Source organism: Serratia nevei, assembly GCF_024160145.1.
Taxonomy (GTDB): Bacteria; Pseudomonadota; Gammaproteobacteria; order Enterobacterales; family Enterobacteriaceae; genus Serratia; species Serratia nevei_A.
Genome location: NZ_JAMYWQ010000030.1, coordinates 1 through 20,485, shown reverse-complemented (window position 1 = coordinate 20,485; position 20,485 = coordinate 1). Strand labels below are relative to the sequence as shown.

General features: G+C 60.0%; 25 protein-coding genes. 12 read left to right on the top strand and 13 right to left on the bottom strand.

Annotated features, from left to right (window positions below; all coding sequences use genetic code 11):
- The first annotated feature begins 14 nt into the window (after positions 1-14).
- The 7 genes from M6G53_RS18630 to M6G53_RS18600 all read left to right on the top strand — a co-directional run bounded on the left by M6G53_RS18630 (position 15) and on the right by M6G53_RS18600 (position 7,833).
- Positions 15-791, top strand: coding sequence for a DUF4311 domain-containing protein (locus tag M6G53_RS18630; protein WP_004937006.1), 777 nt, complete (start codon positions 15-17; stop codon positions 789-791).
- A gap of 11 nt (positions 792-802) precedes the next feature.
- Positions 803-1,453, top strand: coding sequence for a DUF4310 family protein (locus tag M6G53_RS18625; protein ID WP_048234891.1), 651 nt, complete (start codon positions 803-805; stop codon positions 1,451-1,453).
- Between the two features lie 60 nt (positions 1,454-1,513).
- Positions 1,514-2,653 (top strand): amidohydrolase/deacetylase family metallohydrolase, encoded by a 1,140-nt coding sequence (locus M6G53_RS18620; RefSeq protein WP_253333647.1) that lies wholly within the window; start codon positions 1,514-1,516, stop codon positions 2,651-2,653.
- Positions 2,637-3,755, top strand: coding sequence for a DgaE family pyridoxal phosphate-dependent ammonia lyase (locus M6G53_RS18615; protein WP_253333646.1), 1,119 nt, complete (start codon positions 2,637-2,639; stop codon positions 3,753-3,755). The genes M6G53_RS18620 and M6G53_RS18615 overlap by 17 nt, the downstream gene beginning before the upstream one ends.
- A complete protein-coding gene (gene dagF / locus M6G53_RS18610; RefSeq protein WP_033648993.1) occupies positions 3,752-4,492 on the top strand; it encodes a 2-dehydro-3-deoxy-phosphogluconate aldolase in 741 nt (246 codons plus the stop codon). Before M6G53_RS18615 ends, dagF begins: the two co-directional genes overlap by 4 nt.
- 158 nt (positions 4,493-4,650) lie before the next feature.
- Positions 4,651-5,865: a lactonase family protein gene (locus tag M6G53_RS18605; RefSeq protein WP_253333644.1), complete on the top strand. Its 1,215-nt coding sequence runs from the start codon at positions 4,651-4,653 to the stop codon at positions 5,863-5,865.
- Between the two features lie 51 nt (positions 5,866-5,916).
- Positions 5,917-7,833, top strand: coding sequence for a BglG family transcription antiterminator (locus tag M6G53_RS18600; RefSeq protein WP_253333642.1), 1,917 nt, complete (start codon positions 5,917-5,919; stop codon positions 7,831-7,833).
- A 4-nt stretch (positions 7,834-7,837) separates the two neighbouring features.
- Here the strand turns inward: M6G53_RS18600 and M6G53_RS18595 are convergent, their stop codons facing one another.
- From M6G53_RS18595 to M6G53_RS18535, 13 genes are all read right to left on the bottom strand, one after another.
- On the bottom strand, positions 7,838-8,260 hold the full coding sequence (locus M6G53_RS18595; protein ID WP_253333640.1) for a helix-turn-helix domain-containing protein: 423 nt from the start codon (positions 8,258-8,260) through the stop codon (positions 7,838-7,840).
- Positions 8,257-8,568, bottom strand: a complete 312-nt coding sequence (locus tag M6G53_RS18590) for a type II toxin-antitoxin system HigB family toxin (protein WP_060424659.1) — start codon at positions 8,566-8,568, stop codon at positions 8,257-8,259. Before M6G53_RS18590 ends, M6G53_RS18595 begins: the two co-directional genes overlap by 4 nt.
- Positions 8,569-8,864: 296 nt before the next feature.
- Complete coding sequence (gene npr, locus M6G53_RS18585) at positions 8,865-9,137, bottom strand: PTS phosphocarrier protein NPr (protein WP_004937034.1); 273 nt, start codon at positions 9,135-9,137, stop codon at positions 8,865-8,867.
- Positions 9,134-9,988, bottom strand: a complete 855-nt coding sequence (gene rapZ / locus M6G53_RS18580; RefSeq protein ID WP_015379177.1) for an RNase adapter RapZ — start codon at positions 9,986-9,988, stop codon at positions 9,134-9,136. The genes npr and rapZ overlap by 4 nt, the downstream gene beginning before the upstream one ends.
- A 129-nt stretch (positions 9,989-10,117) precedes the next feature.
- Positions 10,118-10,579: a PTS IIA-like nitrogen regulatory protein PtsN gene (gene ptsN, locus M6G53_RS18575; protein WP_016930212.1), complete on the bottom strand. Its 462-nt coding sequence runs from the start codon at positions 10,577-10,579 to the stop codon at positions 10,118-10,120.
- A gap of 154 nt (positions 10,580-10,733) precedes the next feature.
- Positions 10,734-11,021 (bottom strand): ribosome hibernation promoting factor, encoded by a 288-nt coding sequence (hpf, locus tag M6G53_RS18570; protein ID WP_004937038.1) that lies wholly within the window; start codon positions 11,019-11,021, stop codon positions 10,734-10,736.
- Positions 11,022-11,044: 23 nt separating this feature from the next.
- The gene (gene rpoN, locus M6G53_RS18565; RefSeq protein ID WP_253333638.1) at positions 11,045-12,478 is read right to left on the bottom strand and encodes an RNA polymerase factor sigma-54; all 1,434 of its coding nucleotides are present in this window, start codon (positions 12,476-12,478) and stop codon (positions 11,045-11,047) included.
- Positions 12,479-12,530: 52 nt separating this feature from the next.
- Positions 12,531-13,256 (bottom strand): LPS export ABC transporter ATP-binding protein, encoded by a 726-nt coding sequence (lptB, locus tag M6G53_RS18560; protein ID WP_004937040.1) that lies wholly within the window; start codon positions 13,254-13,256, stop codon positions 12,531-12,533.
- Between the two features lie 6 nt (positions 13,257-13,262).
- The gene (gene lptA / locus M6G53_RS18555; protein ID WP_049198527.1) at positions 13,263-13,802 is read right to left on the bottom strand and encodes a lipopolysaccharide ABC transporter substrate-binding protein LptA; all 540 of its coding nucleotides are present in this window, start codon (positions 13,800-13,802) and stop codon (positions 13,263-13,265) included.
- Complete coding sequence (gene lptC / locus M6G53_RS18550; RefSeq protein WP_253333636.1) at positions 13,771-14,349, bottom strand: LPS export ABC transporter periplasmic protein LptC; 579 nt, start codon at positions 14,347-14,349, stop codon at positions 13,771-13,773. Before lptC ends, lptA begins: the two co-directional genes overlap by 32 nt.
- Positions 14,346-14,900: a 3-deoxy-manno-octulosonate-8-phosphatase KdsC gene (kdsC, locus tag M6G53_RS18545; RefSeq protein ID WP_004937049.1), complete on the bottom strand. Its 555-nt coding sequence runs from the start codon at positions 14,898-14,900 to the stop codon at positions 14,346-14,348. Before kdsC ends, lptC begins: the two co-directional genes overlap by 4 nt.
- A 17-nt stretch (positions 14,901-14,917) precedes the next feature.
- Complete coding sequence (gene kdsD, locus M6G53_RS18540; RefSeq protein WP_253333634.1) at positions 14,918-15,904, bottom strand: arabinose-5-phosphate isomerase KdsD; 987 nt, start codon at positions 15,902-15,904, stop codon at positions 14,918-14,920.
- Between the two features lie 16 nt (positions 15,905-15,920).
- Positions 15,921-16,898: a calcium/sodium antiporter gene (locus M6G53_RS18535; RefSeq protein WP_253333633.1), complete on the bottom strand. Its 978-nt coding sequence runs from the start codon at positions 16,896-16,898 to the stop codon at positions 15,921-15,923.
- A 303-nt stretch (positions 16,899-17,201) separates the two neighbouring features.
- Between M6G53_RS18535 and mlaF the strand changes: the two genes are divergently transcribed.
- Genes mlaF through mlaB form a run of 5 tightly spaced genes read left to right on the top strand, consistent with a single transcriptional unit; the run spans position 17,202 to position 20,303 of the window.
- A complete protein-coding gene (mlaF, locus tag M6G53_RS18530) occupies positions 17,202-18,017 on the top strand; it encodes a phospholipid ABC transporter ATP-binding protein MlaF (RefSeq protein ID WP_253333631.1) in 816 nt (271 codons plus the stop codon).
- Between the two features lie 4 nt (positions 18,018-18,021).
- On the top strand, positions 18,022-18,804 hold the full coding sequence (gene mlaE / locus M6G53_RS18525) for a lipid asymmetry maintenance ABC transporter permease subunit MlaE (protein WP_253333629.1): 783 nt from the start codon (positions 18,022-18,024) through the stop codon (positions 18,802-18,804).
- A 4-nt stretch (positions 18,805-18,808) separates the two neighbouring features.
- The gene (gene mlaD / locus M6G53_RS18520) at positions 18,809-19,357 is read left to right on the top strand and encodes an outer membrane lipid asymmetry maintenance protein MlaD (protein WP_253333627.1); all 549 of its coding nucleotides are present in this window, start codon (positions 18,809-18,811) and stop codon (positions 19,355-19,357) included.
- Between the two features lie 14 nt (positions 19,358-19,371).
- Entirely contained in the window at positions 19,372-20,001 is a 630-nt protein-coding gene (gene mlaC, locus M6G53_RS18515) for a phospholipid-binding protein MlaC (RefSeq protein WP_253333626.1), read from the top strand.
- The gene (gene mlaB, locus M6G53_RS18510) at positions 20,001-20,303 is read left to right on the top strand and encodes a lipid asymmetry maintenance protein MlaB (protein WP_253333624.1); all 303 of its coding nucleotides are present in this window, start codon (positions 20,001-20,003) and stop codon (positions 20,301-20,303) included. Before mlaC ends, mlaB begins: the two co-directional genes overlap by 1 nt.
- The last annotated feature ends 182 nt before the right edge of the window (positions 20,304-20,485 follow it).

Below are 20,485 nucleotides of genomic sequence, written 5' to 3'. Positions count from 1 at the left end.
GAAAGGGTATACTGATGTTTTTAATCATCTTATTTAAATCGATTATTATCGGTGGGCTGGTGGGGGTCGGCGTAGGGGCCGGCGCCGCGCGCATGTTCCACGCACCGACAACACAGGGTATGGGGGCGTTTCGCACCCTGGGCGAGCTGAATTCCTGCGAGGGCGATCCGGCTTCTCACTTCTCATTCGGTCTGGGCTTCTTCTTCAACGCCTGGGCGTCTTCCGTGGCGGCGGGATCCTTCACGCAGGACGTCGACCACCGCATCATCCCGCACTGGGGCGCGGCGGCCCTGATGGTCAAGAACCGCAATCTGGCGCAAACGCTGCACGATCCGAAAAAAATGGCCATCGCCTGCGGCATCATCGGCATGCTGGTAGTGGCGTTCCTCAATACCACCGCCTCCGCCGTGCCTGCCGCGCTGCAGGTCACCGCGATCAAGGTGCTGGTGCCGGCGGCCAACCTGCTGGTGAACACCGTGATGCCGGTGATCTTCTGGCTGGCGGCGATCGACGCCGGGCGCCGTTCCGGCTTCTGGGGCACCATCTTCGGCGGCCTGGCGCAGCTGATCATGGGTAACGCCGTGCCGGGCCTGGTGCTGGGCATTCTGATCGGCAAAGGCGTGGAAGAGAGCGGCTGGAACAAGATCACCAAGATCATGATGGCGGTGATCGTGCTGCTGTTCGTGCTGAGCGGCTTCTTCCGCGGCTTCGACATGAAAGTTCTCGAGTCCTTCAGCCTCGGCGTGCCGGGCTGGCTGGACGCCATTCACAATACCCTGAGCGGTAAATAAGGAGCGGGATGATGGAAGAGCAAACCCAAAAAGGCTTCTGGTACGCCGACTGGTCATTCCCGATTTTTGTTGGCCTGCTGTCCTCCGGCGTGTTCGCCGGGACGCACATGTACTACCTGTACGGCATCGGCGCCTTTAACGAAGTCGCGTTCGTCTCCATGCTGCGGGCGGGGATGGATACCGGCGTGTACGGCGCAGTGGCGGCGTTCGGCGCCAGCTTCCTGTTCGCGCGCATCATCGAAGGCTCGCTGGTGGGCATCCTGGATATCGGCGGCGCGATCCAGACCGGCGTCGGGCTGGGCGTACCGGCGCTGCTTTTGGGGGCCGGCATCGTGTTCCCGGTCGCCAACTTCGCCGCTTCGCTGGCCACCGGCCTCGTCATCGGCCTGGCGATCGGTTACGTGATCATCCTGGCGCGCAAATTCACCATCAATCAGAGCAACTCCACCTACGGGGCGGATGTGATGATGGGCGCGGGCAACTCGTCGGGCCGCTTCCTCGGGCCGTTGATCATCCTGTCGGCGATGACCGCCTCGATCCCGATCGGCATCGGTTCGCTGCTCGGCGCGCTGCTGTTCTATATCTGGGGTAAACCGATCACCGGCGGAGCGATCCTCGGCGCGATGATCCTGGGGGCGATCTTCCCGGTAGCCATTTCTTGAGAGGCCTGCGCCAGGCGCCACCCAATGCGGCGGCGCCCGGGCTAACAGGAGCAATGCGGTATGTATGACTTAGTAATCAGAGGCGCCAGACTGGCAGACGACACGCTGATCGATCTGGCGGTGAAAGACGGCAAAATAGCCTCGGTCGGGCGGTTGGCGGCGGACGTCAGCGCCGTTCGCCAACTGGATCTGGCGGGCAACTGCCGCCTGAGCGCCGGTTGGATCGATGCGCACGTGCACTGTTATCCCGACTCGCCGATTTACCATGACGAGCCGGATCGGGTCGGCGTCGCCGGCGGCGTCACCAGCGTGGTCGATGCCGGCAGCACCGGCGCCGACGATATCGACGCCTTTTATCAGCTGACGCGCAGCGCCAAAACCCATGTTTTCGCCTTCCTCAACATTTCGCGCATCGGCCTGCTGCGGCAGAACGAGCTGGCGGAGTTGGCGGACATCGACAAGCGCGAGGCCGGCGAGGCCATCGCCAACCATCCCGGCTTTATCATCGGCATCAAGGCGCGCATGAGCAGCAGCGTGGTGGGCAAGAACGGCACCCGGCCGCTGGTGTTGGCCAAAGAGATCCAGCGGGAAAACCGCCAGCTGCCGCTGATGGTGCATATCGGCAACAATCCGCCGAATCTGGACGAGATCGCCGATCTGCTGACCCGTGGCGACATCATCACCCACTGCTACAACGGTAAACCGAACCGCATTCTGACGCCGGCGGGCACGCTGCGCGAGTCGATCCAGCGCGCGCTGCGGCGCGGCGTGTTGCTCGACGTGGGGCACGGCACCGCCAGCTTCAGCTTCGAGGTGGCGCGCCAGGCGATCACGCTGGGCATTTTGCCGCATACCATCAGCTCCGATATTTACTGCCGCAACCGCATGAACGGGCCGGTGCACAGCCTGGCGGCGGTGATGTCCAAATTCTTCAGCGTCGGCCTGACACTGCCGCAGGTGATCGCCTGCGTGACGGAGAACGCCGCGTCGGCGCTGCAGCTCAGCGGCAAAGGGCGGCTGGAGCCGGGTTATGACGCTGATTTCACGCTGTTTGAACTGCGCCGCGAACCGCAAGTGTTCGCCGACGCCGAAGGGCAAACCGCCGAGGGCGAACAGCTGTTGGTGCCGCTGGCCGCGGTGGTGGCCGGGGAAATCCTATTAACCGAACAAGGGGAGGCAGCCCATGTCTTCGATTTATGAAAAATACGGTTTGAAGCAGGTGATCAACACCTCCGGCCGCATGACCATTCTCGGCGTTTCCACGCCGCGCCAGGACGTGATCGACGCCGTTGACTACGGCCTGAATCACTATTTCGAAATCAAGGATCTGGTCAACAAGACCGGCGCCTACATCGCCGACCTGCTCAACGTGGAGGACGCGGTGATCGTTTCCTGCGCCTCGGCGGGCATCGCCCAGTCGGTGGCGGCAGCGATCGTCAAAGATAACGCCAATCTGCTGGTGAACCTGCACTCGGCGCCGATCGCCGTGCCGCGCGAGATCGTGTTGCCGCGCGGTCACAACGTCAACTTCGGCGCGCCGGTGGACACCATGGTGGCGCTGGGCGGCGGCAAGGTGGTGGAGGCGGGCTACGCCAACGAATGTTCGCCGGAGCAGATTGAAGCCTGCATCACGCCGCAGACGGCGGCGATCCTGTACGTCAAATCGCACCACTGCGTGCAGAAAAGCATTTTGTCCGTCGAACAGGCGGCGGTAGTGGCGCGCAAGCATAACCTGCCGCTGATCGTCGACGCTGCGGCGGAAGAAGATCTGATGTGTTACTACCAGATGGGGGCCGATCTGGTGATCTACAGCGGTGCCAAAGCCATCGAGGGGCCGACCAGCGGTCTCGTGATCGGCAAAAAACAGTACGTCGAGTGGGTGAAGCTGCAATCCGGCGGCATTGGCCGGGCGATGAAGGTCGGCAAAGAGGGCATCCTCGGCCTGACGCAGGCGATTGAAAGCTATCTGCGGCTTGAGAAAACTACCGGACAACAGATGGTGGCGCGGATGACGCCGTTCCTCGACAGCCTCAATACCCTGACCGGCGTCAGCGCCAAGACCGTCTGGGACAGCGCCGGCCGCGATATCGCCCGCGCCGAGATCGCCTTCGACGAGGCGGTGCTGGGGCGGTCGACCTATGACATCGTCCAGGCGCTGAAAACCGGCGATATTGCCATCTACTTCCGCGGCTACAAGGCCAACGAGGGCAAGATTGAGGTCGACGTGCGCAGCGTCGACGAGCAACAGCTGATGACCGTCTTTAGCTGTATCAAAAACCTGTTTACGGAGAAACAAGCATGAAGCTGCAGCCTAACTACTATCGCGACCGCGTCTGCCTGAACGTGCTGGCCGGCTCCAAAGCCAACGCGCAGGACATCTACGCCGCGGCGGAAGGCCATGTGCTGGTGGGCGTGCTCTCCAAGAACTACCCGGACGTCGACAGCGCGGTGACCGACATGCTGCGCTATGCGCGCCTGATTGAAAACGCGCTCTCGGTCGGCCTGGGTGCCGGCGATCCGAAACAGTCGGCGATGGTCAGCCTGATCGCTCAGCAGGTGCAGCCGCAGCACGTTAACCAGGTGTTTACCGGCGTCGGCGCCAGCCGCGCGCTGCTGGGCCAGAACGACAGCGTGGTCAACGGCCTGGTGTCGCCGACCGGCCGCGTCGGCTGGGTGAAGATCTCTACCGGCCCCTTGAGTGCCGCAGCGCCTGACGGCATCGTGCCGGTGGAAACCGCCATCGCTTTGCTGAAGGACATGGGCGGCAGCTCGATCAAGTATTTCCCGATGGGTGGCCTGAAGTGCAAGGACGAGTACCAGTACGTAGCCAAGGCCTGCGCCGAGCATGACTTTATGCTGGAGCCGACCGGCGGCATCGATCTGGAGAACTACGAGCCGATCGTCGAGATCGCGCTGGCGGCCGGCGTGAAACGCGTGATCCCGCATATCTACAGCTCGATCATCGACGCCGCCAGCGGCGACACGCGTCCGCAGGACGTGAAAACCCTGCTGGCGATGACCAAAAAGCTGGTGGGCTGAACGCGCAATGGGATGAGGTATGCCCTAAATAATTGGAGTTGCTTCCCGGCGGCAAGCGCAGGAGCCCCAGGAGCTTACTTAAGTAAGTGACTGGGGTGAGTGCGGGCAGCCAACAACGCTGCGGCTTGAAAGATGACGGATATATACTGAGGATTACTATGCGAAACTGGCAGGCTCCAACCCGACGCACCGCGTTGTTCCTGGCGCTGCTGGCCGTGACCGGCCCGGCGCTGCATGCTGAGGATGCAATGAATTCCACGTCATCTCATTTCGCCTATATCGGCACCTACAATCCCAATGGCGAAGGCGTTTACCGGGTGCAGGTCGATCCGGCCAGCGGTGCGCTGAGCCACGCTACGCTGGTCAGCAAAGTGCCGAATCCGGCGCAGCTGACGTTGGCCGCTGATGGCAAGACGCTGTACGTCGCCAGCGAAGTGGCCGATTTCAACGGCGGCAAACACGGCGGCATCACCGCTTACCGGGTCAATCCGGCCGACGGTGGCCTGACGCAGCTCAACCAGGTGGATTCGCAGGGAGCGGGGCCGGTGTATCTCTCATCGACGCCGGACGGGCGGCATCTGCTGGTGGCCAACTACGTCAGCGGCAGCGTGGCGGTGTTCCCCATTGAAGCGGACGGTAGCCTGGGTGCCGCCAGCTCGGTGCAGCAACAGCAGGGCCCGGCGGGCGCGGCCAAACCGGCGGCGGCGGTGAACGGCAGCTTCGCCGTCAGCGACCATAACGGCCCGCACGCCCATATGATCGCCAGCGATCCGAGCGGCAAGTTCGTGTTCTCCACCGATCTGGGGTTGGATCGCATCTACCAATGGCGCTTTGACGCTGCGAGCGGCGGGCTGACGCCGAACGATCCGCCGTGGATCGCCGCCTCGTCCGCCGGCGCGGGTCCGCGCCACTTTGTGTTTCATCCGGACGGCGAAACCGTGCTGCTGGTGAACGAAGAGGCCTCGACGTTGACCAGCTACCGTTTTGATCGCCAAAAAGGTACTCTGAAACAACTGCATGCGGTTTCCGCGCTGCCCGCCGACTATCAGGGCACCAGCTTCGCTTCGGGGCTGGCGCTCAGCAAGAACGGCGACACGCTGTACGTCGCCAACCGGCTGCATAACAGCATTGCCCAGTTCAGCGTGGGCGCCGGCGGTGAGTTGAGGCCGGTGGCGGAAACCTGGACGCGTGGCGATTACCCGCGTTCGCTGGCGCTGAGCCCGGATGGCCGCTATCTGTATGCGTTGAACCAGCGCAGCGATAACGTCACCCGCTTCAGCGTAAACGCGACGGACGGCAAACTCAGCTTTGTGGGCGGCTATCTGCCGATCGGCAGCCCCTCGCAAATGGCGTTCCTGCCGCCGCCGAAGTAACCCGTGGCCCGCCCGGTTCACCGGGCGGGTTACCTGATTGACGGACACAGAATGGTGCGATTTCCTTACCCGCGTTTGGCTTACTTGTTCGATGCTTTGCAAACCGAAACGTTGCCGCAGGATGAGCTGGCGAAGCGTTTCGCCGTGTCCACCCGCACGGTGCGGGCGGACATCACCGCGCTGAACGAGATTCTGGACAAATACGGCGCGCGTTTCGTGCATAACCGCGGGGCCGGTTATCGCCTGCAGGTCGATAACGCCGCGCTGTTCAGCGCCCTGCAGCATCAGGAGCGGCGCAAGCACGCCACCCCGCGCAGCGCGCAGGAGCGGGTGCATTATCTGCTGGTGCGTTTTTTGACCTCAGCCTTCTCCCTCAAACTGGAAGATTTGGCCGACGAGTGGTTCGTCAGCCGCGGTACGTTGCAAAACGACATGGCTGAGGTGAGAGAGCGTCTGGCGCACTATCAATTGACGATCGAAACCAAGCCGCGCTACGGCATGAAGCTGTTCGGCGCCGAGATGGCGATCCGCGCCTGCCTGACCGACCTGCTGTTCCAGCTGCAACTGGCCGATGCCGAGAACCCGCTGCTCAACAACGAGATCCTGCTGCAGCCGCAGGTGGCGGCGTTCGCCGGGGTGCTGCACCCGCTGTTGTCGCACTATGCCATTCGCCTGACCGACGAGGGCGAGCAGTACCTGATCTTCTACTGCGCGGTGGCGCTGCGGCGCATCAACGACGGCTATCCGCTGCCGGACTTCGAGGTGGAGGACGGCGACGAGGCGGTGCGCCAGGTGTCGACCCGCCTGGCGGCGGAGCTGCGCTCGGCCTCCGGCAAAGAGATCTCGATGGCCGAAGAGGCCTATCTGCGGGTCAACATCGCCGCACGGCGCGTGCAGGAGGTACAGCCGACCGAAATCAACGCCGACGACGAAGAAGCGCTGGTGGACTACATCCTGTCCTACATCAACGCGCACTATAACTACAACCTGCAGGGCGACGAGCAGCTGCGGGCCGATCTGCTCACCCATATCAAAACCATGATTACGCGGGTGAAATACCAGATCAATATCCCCAATCCGCTGTTGGCCAACATCAAGCAGCACTATCCGATGGCTTACGACGTGACGCTGGCGGCAGTCTCCAGTTGGGGCAAGTACACCCCCTATACCCTGAGTGAGAACGAGATCGGCTATCTGGTGCTGCACATCGGCGTAGGGCTGGAGCGGCATTACAACATCGGTTATGAACGCCACCCGCAGGTGATGCTGGTGTGCGATACCGGCAACTCGACGGTGCGCATGATCCAGGCGCAGATTGCGCGCAAGTATCCACAGCTGGTGATGACGCGCATCGTCTCGCTGCGCGATTACGAGATGCTTGCGCATATCGACGAAGACTTCGTGATTTCCAACGCCCGCATCGGTGAAAAGAACAAGCCGGTGGTGGTGATGTCGCCGTTCCCGACCGATTATCAGCTGGAGCAACTGGGCAAGCTGGTGCTGGTGGATCGCACCCGACCGTACATGCTGGAGAAGTTCTTCGATGCCGAACATTTCATGGTGCTCAACGAGCCGCTGACGCAGGCGGAGCTGTTCAGCCGGGTGTGCGGCCAGCTGGAGCGAGAGGGGTATGTCGGCGCGGACTTTTATCCGTCGCTGGTCGAACGCGAGGCGATCGTCTCCACGCTGCTGGGCGAAGGCATCGCGCTGCCGCACTCGCTGGGGCTGCTGGCCAAAAAGACCGTGGTGGTGACGCTGCTGGCGCCGCAGGGCGTCGCCTGGGGCGAAGGCGAGGTCGCGCACGTGATTTTCCTGCTGGCGATCAGCAAGAGCGACTATGAAGAGGCGATGGCGATCTACGAGCTGTTCGTCACCTTCGTGCGTGAACGCTCAATGAGCCGCCTGTTGGGCAGCGACAGCTTCGACAGTTTTAAAGCGGTGGCGTTGGACTGCCTGAGCCGGAGTTAAGGGGCTAATCTGCTTCCGGCAGAAAGAGGGCCGGGGGCAGATTGAAGCGTTTGGCCAGCGCCATAATGTGCGGAATGGTCAGCGATCTTTTGCCGCTCAGGATTTGGTTGACCAACGACTTTTTGCCGATCTCATGTTCAAAATCACTTTGGCTGAGTTGGCGCTGTTCCATCAATACGCGAAGCGCGGCCACCCCCTGCGGGAGTTGGGCGATACGCTGGTTGAATGCGGTAAACTCGGCGCTGTTATCTTCATATTCGGCGATCTTTTTTGCCAGCATGTCAATCAGCGGATGGTGTTCATCGTTTTCCAGCAGATATTCCACCAATTCGAGCGCTTCCCGGTAGTCTTGCTGAGAGCCGTTGCCCTGCAACAAGGGCACGGCGCGCAGCAGCGCATCGGCGGCCTTAATGGCATCTGTAATCATGATGAACTCCTTCGATAGTGCTGCATCAGCTTGTCGTACTCGGCGTGGCTAACAATGTGCTTTATGAATACTTTCTGTGTCTCAAAGCTGGCAAAGAACAAAATTCGCAGGTGGTTGCCGCCTACGTCAATGACCCACCATTTCTCTTTGTATTTCATACGATCGAGCGAAGGAAAAAGCGCTTTTAACTCGTCCGGCGTGCGGAACTCGCCGCGTCGCAACGTTTTATAAATGGCCTCGAGAGCAGCGGCTTCATTAGGGTATTGCTTCGTTGCGTTATTGAACGGTTCCCTGGAAATGATATGCATCGTTCCCTCGATTCCTGCCTGGTGAACATTATAGCGGCTGCCTTAGGTGTTCACAAATTGTAAACTTATCATCCTCGCTCGCAGTGAGAGGGAAATACCCGGTTGCAGCCCGTTTTTGTCGTTGCACACTATTGCGGTTAGCGCCGTGCGGGTAAATCCATACCTCGCATTTACAGGCAGTTACTGCTGATTTTGGAAGCGGGTACGCAAAGTGAAAAGCGGGAGGTTGTGTCAGGGAGAAGAAGCAAAGGGAACGAACGCGCCGGTACGACGCATTCACGAGAGGGCTTCAGCGGCTAATCTTCATCAAACCCGGAGTTGAACAGCTCGACCACCGCCGCCAGCGCGTTGACTTCGTCGGGGCCGGTTGCCTCGACTTCGATATGCCGGCCCTGGGCGGAGTCCAGCATCAGCAGCGCGATAACGCTGCTGGCTTCAGCCTCGGTGCCGCTTTCGTTGCGCAGCATCACTTCGGCGTCGAAGCTTTGTACCAGCTCGAACAGTTTCATCGCCGGGCGCGCGTGCATGCCCAGCTTGTTTTTGATTTCAACCGTCTGTTTGACCGTCATTGTTTACGCTTTTCCAGCGTGCGGTGGCGCGACTGCACATTCTTGCCGCGCGAGCGGAAGTAATCGGCCAGCTGCTCCGCCACATACACCGAGCGGTGTTTACCGCCGGTACAGCCGATGGCGACCGTCAGGTAGCTGCGGTTGTTGGTTTCCAGCATCGGCAGCCATTGTTCCAGGTAGCTGCGGGTCTGGTAGATGAAGTTGTGCACTTCGGTATGACGATCGAGGAACGACGCTACCGGCTTGTCCAGACCGGTCATCGGCCGCAGCTTCGGATCCCAGTGCGGGTTCGGCAGGAAGCGCACGTCGAATACGTAGTCGGCGTCGATCGGGATGCCGTGTTTGAAGCCGAAGGATTCGAACACCATGGTCAGTTCGCGCTCGCGCTTGCCCAGCAGGCGGGTGCGTAGCATTTCGGCCAGTTCGTGTACCGACATTTCCGAGGTGTCGATAATCAGGTCAGCCCGTGAACGCAGCGGTTCGAGCAGATCGCTCTCTTCGTCGATGGCGCTTTCCAGCGACAGGTTTTTGCTGGAGAGCGGGTGCAGGCGGCGGGTGTCGCTGTAGCGGCGAATCAGCGTGTTGCGATCGGCGTCGAGGAACAGCAGCTGCGGCGAGAAGCTGTCCGGCAGCTGAGTCATCGCGTATTCGAACACTTCCGGCGATTCCGGCATGTTGCGCACGTCGATGCTGACCGCCGCGGAGATATTGCGCTCCGCCAGCGTATTGGCGAGCTGCGGCAGCAGAACCACCGGCAGGTTGTCAACGCAGTAAAAACCCATGTCTTCCAGCGCCCGCAAGGCGACGGATTTTCCGGAACCGGAACGGCCGCTGACAATCATCAGCACCATGTGGCAACTCCCCTGGCATCGCGGCGGCGTTCATCGCCACCGTTGGAAACTGTGTTATTCCGGCCACAGCCGGATCCATCATCGAGAAACAGTAACGTTATCTGGGCTGGAAGTCACGCCGGCCGGGCATCACTCGGTGATGATTTGGTAAAGTTCTTCATCGCTCTGCGCGGCGCGCAGGCGGCGGCAGACGGTTTTGTCGGCCAGGCGTTTGGCGACCAGCGACAGGGTATGCAAATGGGTTTTGCACTGATCGGCAGGCACCAGCAGCGCGAACAGCAGATCGACCGGCTGGTTGTCGATAGCGTCGAAAGCGATGGGTTGGTCGAGACGGATAAACACGCCAACGGCCCGCAGTGTGTCCTCTTCCAGTTTGCCGTGGGGAATGGCGATACCGTTGCCGATACCGGTGCTGCCCATGCGCTCCCGGGTGAGAACCGCGTCAAACACCACCTGCGAAGGCAGATTGAGCTGTTTGGCGGCCAGTTCGCTGATAATTTCCAAAGCCCGCTTCTTGCTGGTGCAGTGTACCGAGCTTTTGGTGCACTCGATGTTTAACACCGAGCTTAATTGCATATATTCGTTGTTCATTTCATCTTCACTTAAAACCGCGCCGCCGGGCGCACCCGGCAAGGCGGTTTTTCGTCGGTTTTAACCCTGATTACCGTTCGGCGCGTCACCCATGGGGGCACGCGCCGAAGGGCGAGGCTGCGACGGAGGCAACCTCATGGAATGGGTTAGGGTGTCAGTGTTGCTTCAATTTGTCTTTATGTTTGTTCAATTGACGTGCCAATTTGTCGATCAGCGTATCAATTGCGGCATACATATTCTCGTCTTCCGAGGTGGCGTGCAACTCGCCTCCATTCACGTGCACCGTTGCTTCCGCAATTTGCTGCACTTTTTCCACACTTAATACAACATACACCTGATTGATGCGATCAAAATACTGTTCGAGTTTGGCGAACTTGTTGTTCACGAACTCGCGCAACGGATCGGTGATTTCGATGTGGTGTCCGGTAATGTTGAGCTGCATAGTGTCTTCCTTCTCAATAGAGGTCAAACCAACTGTTTACGCTGGTTCGACGGCGGGATGGACAAAGACTCTCGGTACTTGGCGACGGTGCGCCGTGCCACGATGATCCCCTGATCGGAGAGCAGGGTGGCCAGCTTGCTGTCGCTGAGTGGTTTGGCGGGGTTTTCCGCCGCAATCAATTTCTTCACCAACGCGCGGATCGCCGTCGAGGAGGCTTCGCCGCCGCTGTCGGTGTTCACGTGGCTGGAGAAGAAATATTTCAATTCGAAAATGCCGCGCGGGCTGTGCAGAAACTTCTGCGTGGTGACGCGCGAAATCGTCGATTCATGCATCTCCACGGCCTGAGCGATATCCGCCAGCACCATGGGCTTCATAAACTCTTCGCCTTGCTCGAAGAACGCCTGCTGCTGGCTGACGATGCAGCGGGAGACCTTCAGCAGGGTTTCGTTGCGGCTTTCCAGGCTTTTAATCAGCCACTTGGCTTCCTGCAGGTTGCTGCGGATAAACTGGCCGTCGGCTTCGCTGCGGGCGCTGTTGCCCAGCGCGGCATACTGCTGATTGATCTTCAAACGCGGCACGCTGTCGGCGTTGAGTTCGACCGTCCACGTGTTCTGCGTCTTGCGCACCAGCACGTCCGGGATCACGTATTCCGATTCGCCGGTATTGATCGACTGCCCAGGGCGCGGATCGAGCGACTGGATCAGCAGCATCGCTTCTTTCAGTGTATCTTCTTTTAGCCGGGTTGATCGCATCAGGCTGCGAAAGTCATGGTTGGCCAACAGATCCAGGTGCTCGCTGATGATCAGCCGCGCTTCGGCCAGATAGGGGGTGTCTTTGGCGTATTGGGAGAGCTGCACCAGCAGGCAATCGCGCAGATCGCGCGCGGCGACGCCGATCGGATCGAAACGCTGCACGCGCTTCAATACCGCCTCGACTTCCTCGAGGGTCACGTTCTCGTCGCCCAGGCTTTCCAGAATGTCTTCCAGCGGCACGGTGAGATAACCGGTGTCGTCCACCGCGTCGACGATGGAGGTGGCGATGGCGGCGTCGGTATCGGAGAACGGCGTCAGATCCACCTGCCACATCAGGTAATCCTGCAGCGTCTGGGTGGTCTCGCCCTGATAGACCGGCAGCTCGTCGTCGCTGTAGTCGGTGCCGGTGCCGGACGGCGTGCCGGCGGTGTAGATCTCATCCCAGGTGGCGTCCAGCGGCAGCTCTTCCGGCATGTCTTTCTGTTCCAGCGCCTCGCGGGTATCGAGCCCCTCGGTCTCCTGGGGTTCTTTGGCGTCGATTTCGTCGTGCAAATCGGTCTGTTCAAGCAGCGGATTGCTCTCCAGCGCCAGCTGGATCTCTTGCTGAAGCTCAAGCGTGGACAACTGCAGCAGGCGGATCGCCTGCTGGAGCTGAGGAGTCATGGCCAGCTGTTGGCTGAGCCTGAGTTGCAAACCTTGCTTCATAGTCTTCTGTCTACTTCCGTTAACGGTGTCGCCCTGCAGGGCGCGCCGGCGCTCAGAGGCGGAACTCTTCGCCCAGATAAACGCGTTTTACCTGCTCATCGGCCAGAATAGCATCCGGCGTGCCGTGGGCAATCAGTTTGCCCTGGCTGACGATATAGGCGCGTTCACACACGTCCAGCGTCTCGCGCACGTTGTGGTCGGTGATCAGCACGCCCAGGCCGCTGTCACGCAGGTGCTCGATGATTTTCTTGATATCGATAACGGAAATCGGATCCACCCCGGCGAAGGGTTCGTCCAGCAGAATGAATTTCGGGTTGGCCGCCAGCGCGCGGGCGATTTCGACGCGGCGGCGTTCACCGCCGGACAGCGCCTGGCCGAGGCTGTCGCGCAGATGGGAGATATGGAACTCTTCCATCAGCTCTTTGGCGCGATCCTCGCGCTGTTCGCTGGTGAGGTCGGGGCGAATCTCCAGCACTGCCATCAGGTTGTCGTACACGCTCAGGCGGCGGAAAATCGACGCTTCCTGCGGCAGGTAACCGATGCCGCGGCGCGCGCGGGCGTGCAGCGGCAGCAGGCTGATGTCTTCTTCGTCGATCACGATGCGCCCGGCGTCGCGCGGCACGATGCCGACCACCATGTAGAAGGTGGTGGTTTTACCGGCGCCGTTCGGCCCGAGCAGGCCGACGATCTCGCCGGATTTCACTTTCAGGCTGACGTCTTCGACAACTTTACGGCCCTTGTAGGCTTTCGCCAGGTTTTCTGCGATGAGTGTTGCCATAAGTGATTAGTTACTCTTTTTTTGCCCGTTTTTGTCTTGCAACTGCGACGGTACCAGAACCGTTGTCACGCGTTTGCCTTTATCGCTGAACGCCTGCATTTGCTGCTGTTGCACCAGATAGGTGATGCGATCGCCTTTCACGTTGCTGTCGAGCTGCTCCAGATAGGCGTTGCCCGTCAGGGTCACCAGCTGGGTCGCCACGTCGTAACGCACTTTCTGCGCGTGGCCTTTGACCGGCTTGCCGCTGTCCTGCATCTGGTAGAAGGTTACCGGGTTGCCGAACGCTTCAATATAGGTCTTATTCTGATCTCCGCCCGGGCGGGTGACCACCACCTTGTCGGCGCGGATATCGATGGTGCCCTGTTTGATCACCACGTTGTCGGTGAAGGTGCTGACGTTGCTTTGCATGTCCAACGACTGCTTGAGCGAGTCGATGCTCACCGGCTGGCTGGAGTCGGATTTCAGCGCCAGAGCAGGGGCGCTGGCGGCCAAAACCAGGCTGCCGAGCAACAGGTTACGGAGTTGGTTTTTGGTTCTGGATTTCATAGTTGGTCTTAACCTTATCAATCAGCTCAGCGGTTTTGGTCCGCAGGTTCCCACGCATTTTCATGCCGTTAGAGGTAAAATTGGTCCCGTAAAGCGTGACTTCGTCATCGGAGGAGACGTCCTGGGTGACCAGGTTTACCTGAGCGTTGTCTGTCTTAATCTTTTCCAGCTGCGAGGTGGTAGTCAGGCTGTTTACCTCAACGTGACCATACAAATACAGCATTCGGTCCTTAGTCAGTTTGGCGCGATCGGCGCGAACTGACCAGGTGGCCACCGCATTCTCATCGAACAGCGTCATCACCGGCTGGGTGAACCAGCTCAGCTCGCCGGCGGTGTAATACTTCGCCTCTTCCGCCACCAGTTTGTAATTCAGCTTGCCGGCCGGGTTGTACACCACGGTAACCGTGTGCTGGCTCTGGTAGGTCGGATCCTGATCGTTGACCGGGCCAGGGGCCGTTTCGTCGCTGAAGTCCGTCATGTTCCAGCCGATCAGCGCCAGAACGATCACCGTCAACAGGATGGTGATCCACAGTTTGGTTTTACTCATATCGACAGCCCTTTGGCGTCCTCCAGCTTATTTTGAGCCAAAAGAATGATGTCGCACAGTTCGCGCACCGCACCGCGGCCGCCGGCAATGCGGGTGACGTAGTGGGCGCGCGGCGTCAGCAGCGGGTGTGCGTCTGCCACCGCGACCGCCAGGCCGACCTGCGCCATCACCGGCCAGTCGATCAGGTCATCGCCGATATAGGCGACCTGATCCGCCGTTAGCGACAGTTTATCCAACAGTTCGCGGAAGGCCAAAAGCTTATCGGATTGCCCCTGATACAGATGGGTGATGCCGAGTGTCTGCGCGCGGTCTTCCAGCAGCCTGGCGGAGCGGCCGGTGATGATCGCCACCTCGATGTCCGAGGTTTTCAAACAGCGGATGCCGTAACCGTCGCGCACGTTGAACGCCTTCAACTCTTCACCGTTGTTGCCCATGAAGATCAGGCCGTCCGACAGCACGCCGTCAACGTCGCAAATCAACAGGCGGATGTTCCCGGCACGCGCCATAACCTCTTGTTCTACCGGCCCGTAGCAGGTTTCTACCATACCCATTCCGTTCTATTCCTTAATTAAACGACGCCGGCGCGCAGCATGTCATGCATATGTACCACACCCAGCAACTGGTCGCCATCGGCAACCAGCAGCGCGGTGATGTGGCGTTGTTGCATCAGGTTCAATGCATCGACCGCCAGGATATTGGGGCGCACCCGCACGCCGCCCGGCGTCATGACGTCGGCGATCTTCGCTTCGTGCAGGTTGATGCCCATGTCGAAGACCCGGCGCAGGTCGCCGTCGGTGAAGATGCCGGCGATTTTCATCAGATCGTCGCAAATCACCGTCAGGCCCAGGTTTTTGCGGGTGATTTCCAGCAGCGCGTCGCGCAACGAGGCGTCGGCGCTGACGCGGGGGATCTCGTCGCCGCTGTGCATGATATCGCTAACCCGCAGCAGCAGTTTGCGGCCAAGTGCGCCGCCCGGATGCGACAACGCGAAATCTTCCGGCGTGAAACCGCGCGCCTTCAGCAGCGCGACGGCCAGCGCATCGCCCATCACCAGCGTGGCGGTGGTGCTGGTGGTCGGCGCCAGCCCCAGCGGGCAGGCTTCCTGCGGCACCTTGATACACAGGTGGATATCCGCCGCCTTGCCCATCGAGCTTTCCGGATTGTTAGTCATACAGATGAGGGTGATCTGCTGGCGTTTCAATACCGGGATCAGCGCCAGGATCTCGCTGGACTCGCCGGAGTTGGAGATGGCGAGCACGATGTCCTGCGGGGTGACCATGCCCAAATCGCCATGGCTGGCCTCCGCCGGGTGAACGAAGAATGAAGGCGTACCGGTGCTGGCGAAGGTCGCGGCGATCTTGCAGCCGATGTGGCCGGATTTGCCCATGCCCATCACCACTACTTTGCCGCCGCAGGCAGCGATCGTTTCGCAGGCGCGGGTGAAGTCTGCGTTGATGTAGCTGTCGAGCTGAGCCAGCCCGTCACGCTCTACCTGAAGCACTTCTTTGCCGGCCTGTTGAAAATCGAAGCCCGGTTGCAACTCAATGTTCGACATACTCATTCCCGTCGGTTTAGCCGAAAGTACTGAAAGGGTTAAAGAACAGCACCGCAAGATACGCAATAAAGCCGCATAATAACAGCGCGCCCGCCAGGTGGCCGATGCGATGCTTGCGGCCGATGCACAGCACGCTCAGCAGCACGCTGGCCGCCAGCATCACCCAGTAATCGCGCTGGAAGGCGGCGGCGTCCACGCTGCCCGGCGACAGCAGGGCGGGCACGCCCAGCACGATCACCGTGTTGAAAATATTGGAGCCGATGATATTGCCAATCGCCATATCATCTTCGCCCTTTAATGCCCCGGCGATGGAGGTAGCCAGTTCGGGCAGGCTGGTACCGATGGCGATAATGGTCAAGCCGACCACCAGTTCGCTCAGGCCGAAATAGTGCGCGATCACCGTCGCGTTATCGACCACCATTCTGGAGGAGAGCGGCAGTATGATAAACGCCAGCACCAGCCACAGCACCGCCACGGTGCTGCTGCTGTCCTGCGGCAGCTCGGCTAGCTGTTCCATGGTCAGGCTGTCGCTGCCCTCGCGCTGCGCCAACCGGGCGATTTTCAGCATCAGCAGGATGAAGCCGGCGGCGGCGGCCAGCAACAGCACGCCGTCCAGCCTGCTCAGGGTGCCGTCCATCAGCACGAAGCCGCACAATACTGTGACCGCTAACATCAGCGGCAGTTCGCGCCGCAGTATTTCGGAGCGGGCGGCCAGCGGGTGAATCAGCGCCGCCACGCCCAGGATCAATAAAATGTTGGTAATGTTGGAACCTAATACGTTCCCAACGGCCATATCTATCTGCCCGTTCAGCGCGGCGGTGGTCGACACGATCAGCTCCGGCAATGACGTGCCGATACCGACGATGGTCATGCCGATGATCAACGGCGGTACGCCGAGCGAGCGGGAAATCACGGCAGCACCATAAACTAAGCGGTCTGCACCATACACCAGTAGAAATAAACCAACGATTAATAATGCTATCGCGAGAAACATGCAGGGTCCTTTGTCGGGTATTATCCCGGTTCGTTGGTTAAAGCCGTCAATAGCGGCGGTATTGCTTGCCCTCCGTTGCGTACGTTAGAGCCACGGCAACGGTTTTCCCGGCTAATAGTTGAACAGTTTCGTTTTTTTTCGTTATGGCGCCAATTTTGACCGGGTGGCGCGGAAAAGTAAAACCAATGGCACCATTGGTCGCGAAATGGCAGTAAGTTTTTGTAAAGATGAGACGGATTGCGCCCATTGCTTTAACATCACGGGTAGATTCAGCAAAAGATGAGTCGTAAAGGGTCCATTAACATGCTCCATAAGGCAGATAATTTGGTCGAAGTGCGCGACATGAGCTTCTCGCGCGGCGATCGGCGGATATTTGAAGACATCAACCTGACGGTGCCTCGCGGTAAGGTCACGGCGATCATGGGGCCATCGGGCATCGGCAAAACCACGCTGCTGCGCCTGATCGGCGGCCAGCTGACGCCGGACAGCGGGGAAATTTGGTTCGACGGCGACAACATTCCCGCGTTGTCCCGCCGTCAGTTATACGACGCGCGCAAAAAGATGAGCATGCTGTTTCAGTCGGGCGCGCTGTTCACCGATTTGACCGTATTCGAAAACGTGGCCTATCCGCTGCGCGAACACAGCAAGCTGCCGGAGCCGCTGCTGCGCAGCACGGTGCTGATGAAGCTGGAAGCGGTAGGGCTGCGCGGCGCGGCTCAGCTGATGCCCAATGAGCTTTCCGGCGGCATGGCGCGCCGGGCGGCGTTGGCGCGCGCGATCGCACTGGATCCCGAACTTATCATGTTCGACGAACCCTTCGTCGGTCAGGATCCGATCACCATGGGGGTGCTGGTCAAGCTGATCGATGAGCTTAACCATGCGCTGGGCATTACCTGCATCGTGGTGTCGCACGACGTGCCGGAGGTGCTGAGCATCGCCGACTACGCCTACATCGTAGCCGATCACCGGGTGATCGCCGAAGGCAGCACGCAGCAATTGCAGAACAATCCTGATGCGCGCGTGCGCCAGTTCCTGGATGGTATAGCGGATGGACCGGTGCCGTTCCGCTATCCGGCCGGGGATTATCAGACCGAACTGCTAGGCTTAGGGAGTAAATAAGCTCATGTTATTAAGAGCGTTAGCGTCCTTGGGGCGCAGTGGCATCAACACCAGCGCCAGCTTCGGCCGCGCCGGGTTGATGCTGTTCAACGCGTTGATTGGCCGGCCGGAACCCGGCAAGCAGTGGCCGCTGTTGATGAAACAGCTCTACAGCGTCGGCGTGCAGTCGCTGCTGATCATTATGGTTTCCGGGCTGTTCATCGGCATGGTGCTGGGCCTGCAGGGCTATATCGTGCTCACCACCTACAGCGCCGAGGCCAGCCTCGGCATGATGGTGGCGCTGTCGCTGCTGCGCGAACTGGGGCCGGTGGTGACCGCGCTGCTGTTCGCCGGCCGCGCCGGTTCCGCGCTCACGGCGGAAATCGGCCTGATGAAGGCGACGGAACAGATCTCCAGCCTGGAAATGATGGCGGTCGATCCGCTGCGGCGCATCGTGGCGCCGCGTTTCTGGGCGGGGCTGATCAGCATGCCGCTGTTGACCATCATTTTCGTGGCGATCGGCATTTGGGGCGGCTCGGTGGTTGGCGTGGACTGGAAGGGCATCGACAGCGGCTTCTTCTGGTCGGCGATGCAGGGCGCCGTGGAGTGGAAAAAAGATCTGCTCAACTGCCTGATCAAAAGCGTGGTATTCGCTATTACCGTCACCTGGATTGCCATTTTCAACGGTTACGACGCGGTGCCTACCTCTGAAGGGATTAGCCGGGCGACGACGCGTACCGTGGTGCATTCGTCACTGGCGGTGTTGGGATTGGATTTCGTGCTGACAGCACTGATGTTTGGGAATTGATTCGATGCAAACGAAGAAGAGTGAAATCTGGGTTGGGGCATTTATGCTGATCGCGTTGTGCGCCATCGTGTTTATCTGCCTGCAGGTGGCGAACCTTAAATCTGTCGGCAGCGAGCCGACCTACCGCATTTACGCGACGTTCGACAACATCGGCGGCCTGAAGCCGCGTTCGCCGGTGAAGATCGGCGGCGTAGTCATCGGCCGCGTGGCGGACATCGAACTTGACCCGAAAACCTATACGCCGCGCGTGGCGCTGGATATTCAGAAAAAGTACGACCAAATCCCGGATACCAGCTCGCTGGCGATCCGCACCTCCGGCCTGCTGGGCGAGCAATACCTGGCGCTTAACGTGGGCTTCGAAGATCCTGATATGGGGACTGCCATTCTGAAAGACGGTGGCACCATCCAGGACACCAAATCAGCCATGGTTCTGGAAGATCTGATCGGTCAGTTCCTGTATAAAAGCGGCGGTCAGGACAGCGACAAACCGGGAGATGCGGCCGCTGCGCCGGCTGCCGGCACCGCACCGCAACCCGCTGCTCCAAATCATTAAGAGAGGAAACCTGCATGTTTAAACGTTTACTGATGGTGGCCCTGCTGGTGGTTGCGCCGCTGGCGAGCGCCGCCGACCAAACCAATCCTTACAGCATGATGCAAGAAGCGGCGCAGAAGACCTTCAGCCGTTTGAAGGACGAGCAGCCGAAGATCAAGCAGGATCCGAACTACCTGCGTGCCATCGTGCATCAGGAACTGATGCCGTTCGTACAGGTGAAATATGCCGGCGCCCTGGTGCTGGGGCGTTACTATAAAGACGCGACGCCTGCGCAGCGCGAAGCTTACTTCACCGCCTTCCAGGCCTATCTGGAGCAGGCTTACGGCCAGGCGCTGGCGATGTATCACGGCCAGACTTACCAGATCGCGCCTGAACAGCCGCTGGGCAACGCCGACATCGTGGCCATTCGCGTCACCATCATCGACAACGGCGGCCGCCCGCCGGTGCGTCTGGACTTCCAATGGCGCAAGAACAGCAAAACCGGCTACTGGCAGGCGTATGACATGATTGCCGAAGGCGTCAGTATGATCACCACCAAGCAGAACGAGTGGGCGTCTACGTTGCGTACCCAGGGCATCGACGGCCTGACCAAACAGCTGCAGGCCGCCGCCGCGCAGCCGATCACCCTGGACAAGAAAAACTGATGTCGGCAGCGCTCAGCTTCGAATCAGAGCAGCAGACGTTGATCCTGCGCGGTGAACTGGACCGGGAAACGCTGCAGCCGCTGTGGCGGCAGCGCGACGCGCTGATGGCGGATAAAACCGCGATCGACGTGGCGCAACTGCAGCGCGTGGATTCCTCCGGGCTGGCGCTGTTGCTGCATCTGCAGGAAGAGCAGCGCCAACGCGGCGTAACGCTAAAAATTTTCGGTGCCACCGAGCGCCTGAAAACGCTGATCGCGCTCTACAACCTGCAGGCGATAATGCCTGTCGATACTGCCGGTTAGCGGCGTTCTACGCCGCCTTTGCGCGGTAACACGATACAAAGCCCCTGCTATGCAGTAATGCCGATCGTTTAAGAACACTTGAACGATCCACTCAGTAAGAGACAATCCGGATTCAGCCCTCTGATTCCGGATTTTTTTATGTCTGAACACGATATGGATTTCGTTGTTGATGTTTGCCCTTC